We start from the raw sequence: 2,541 nt of genomic DNA, 5'->3' as shown, positions 1-2,541 counted from the left end.
GCCAGCGCCCAGCCCAGGCCGTACGACGAACCGAGCGCGCGGTAGGCGTCGAACCCCTGCCGGTGCCAGGAGAGCGCCGCGTCCCGGTCACCCCGCTGGCAGGCCAGCAGTCCCAGTTCGACCAGCACCATCGACAGGTACGGCGGGTCGCCGTCGCCGGCCCGCTGCTGCCGCCGGGCTTCGGCCAGCAGCTCGCGCAGGTGCTCCTCGGCCAGGTCGAGCCGGCCCGCCCGCCGGGCGGCGAACGCCAGGCCGATGGCGGCGAACACCTTCCCCGTGCGCTGACCCAGCTCCGCGGACAGGGTTCTGGCCTGCTCGGCGTGGGCGAGCGCGCGCAGCGGGTCCCCGTCCTGGACGCGGACCCAGGCCAGCCAGGCCAGCCGGCCGGCCACGTCGGACCAGAGCCCGAGCTCTTCGGCCACCCGCAGGTCGTCCTCGGCCAGCCGGGCCGCCTCCGCCCGGTCGCCGGTCAGGTCGGCCAGCCCGATCAGCCAGTCCCGGGCCTGGAGCACCCCCCAGTCGTCGCCGAGCTCGCCGAACAGGGCGGCGCTGCGCCGGGTGTCGCGCTCCAGCGCCTCCCGGTCGCCGTGCAGGTGCGCGAGCATGGCGCGGGTGCTCAGCACCGCGGCCTCGCCCCACCGGTCGCCGTCCGCCAGGAACGCCTCCAGCGCCTGGTCCAGCAGGGTGACGGTGGCCTTCTCGTCCCCGAAGTCGATGGTGGACGCGGCCAGGAACCACGCGGCGCGCGCCCGGCCCGCCCGGTCGGACTCCGGGAACCCGTCCAAGGCCGGCGCCACCCGCTCGGGCCCGGCCCGGTCCAGGCGGATCGCCAGGCCGGTGTGCCAGGTCTCGGCCTCGGCCCGTAGAGCGGCGGGGGCGTCGCCCGGCACCGCCAGCGCCGCTCCCAGCGCCCGCCACGCCTCCCCGAACCGGCCGCGCAGGAACCAGTACCAGGCCAGGGCCGAGGTCAGCCGCAGCGCCGCCACGGGGTCGGCCTCTCGCCGGAACGTCTCCAGGGCCGCCCGCAGGTTCGCCGTCTCGGCGTCCAGGCGGCCCAGCCACTCCCGCTGACCCGGCCCGCGCAGCCGGGGCGCCGCCTCCTCGGCCAGCGCCAGATAGTGGTCGGCGTGCCGGCGCCGCAGCGCCGCCTCCTCGCCGCTGCGGCCCAGCTCGTCCAGGCAGTAGGCGGCGACCGACTCCAGCAGCCGGAACCGCGGCCCTTCGCCGCGCGCCACCAGCGAGCGGTCCACCAGCCCGGTCACCAGGTCCAGCACCTCGCCGCCGCTGATCGCGCCGCCCCGGCACACCGCCTCCGCCGAGGCCAGCGTGCAGCCGCCCGCGTGCACGGCCAGCCGGCGCAGCACGGTCTGCTCGGCCTCCGTCAGCAGCCGCCAGCTCCAGTCGATCACCGCCGCGAGCGTCCGCTGCCGGGCCGGCGCGTCGCGCGGCCCGGCCCCGAGCAGCCCGAACCGGTCGCCGGGCACGCGCAGCCGCGCCGCCAGCTCCGGCACGCCGAGCGCCGGCGCGCGGGTGGCTGCCAGCTCCAGGGCCAGCGGGATGCCGTCCAGCCGCCGGCACACCTCGGCGACCCCGGCGACGGTGCCCGGGTCAGGGGGCAGCCCGGCCCGCGCCAGGAAGAGGCGCACCGCCGGGGAGTCCGCGAGCCGGGCCGGGTCGTCGGTGGCGGGCACGTCCAGCGGCGGCAGCTCCAGGCGGATCTCGCCGCGCAGCCGCAGCGGCTCGCGGCTGGTGGCCAGCACCCGCAGCTCCGGCACGGCCGGGAGCAGCGCGCCCACCAGCTCGGCCACGGGGGCGACGACGTGCTCGCAGTTGTCGAGGACCAGCAGCAGGCGCCGGTCGCGCAGGGCCGCGGCCAGCCGCTCGCGGGCCTGCCCGGGGTCGCCCGGCGCGTCGGGGATGGACAGCACCGACAGGACCAGCTCGGCCGGGTCGCCGAGCCCGTCCCACGTGGTCAGGTCGACCAGCCACGCGCCCTCCGCGTACGTCGCGGCCAGGGAGCGCGCGACCGCGAGGGCCACGCTGGTCTTGCCCACGCCGCCGGGGCCGATGAGCGTGACCAGCCGGCCGGCCGCCAGCGCCTCGCGGATCTCGCGTACGGCGAGGTCGCGGCCGATCAGCTCGGTCACCGGCGCCGGGAGGTTGGTGGCCGGTCTGATAGGCCGCGGCGGCGGCGCGGGCGCGTCCTCCGCCGGGTCGCCGGACAGGATGGCCCGCTGCAGCGCCACCAGCTCCTGGCCGGGTTCCAGCCCCAGCTCGTCGGCGAGCGCGCGCCGCAGCTCCTGGAAGCTGTCGAGCGCCTCGCCCGCGCGACCGGCCCGGTGCAGGGCGCGCATGTGGGCCGCGCGCAGCCGCTCCCGGTACGGATGCGCGGCGACCTGCTCGCCCAGCTCGGCCACCAGGTCGCCGTGCTCGCCCAGCTCCAGCCTGGCCTCGGCGCGCGACTCCAGCGCGGCCAGCCGCTGCTCCTCCCACCGGGCCACGGCGACCGGGGCGAACTCCTCGTCGGCGAAGTCCGCCAGA

General features: G+C 78.6%; 1 protein-coding gene. It reads right to left on the bottom strand.

Going from position 1 to position 2,541, the window contains the following annotated elements:
* A partial coding sequence (locus OUY22_RS36480; RefSeq protein ID WP_270159886.1) for an ATP-binding protein occupies window positions 1-2,541 on the bottom strand: 2,541 nt, incomplete at both ends.

The organism is Nonomuraea corallina (assembly GCF_027620315.1).
Taxonomy (GTDB): domain Bacteria; phylum Actinomycetota; class Actinomycetes; order Streptosporangiales; family Streptosporangiaceae; genus Nonomuraea; species Nonomuraea corallina.
The sequence above is the reverse complement of the archived record's forward strand: the minus strand, read 5'-3'. Positions and strand labels throughout refer to the sequence as shown.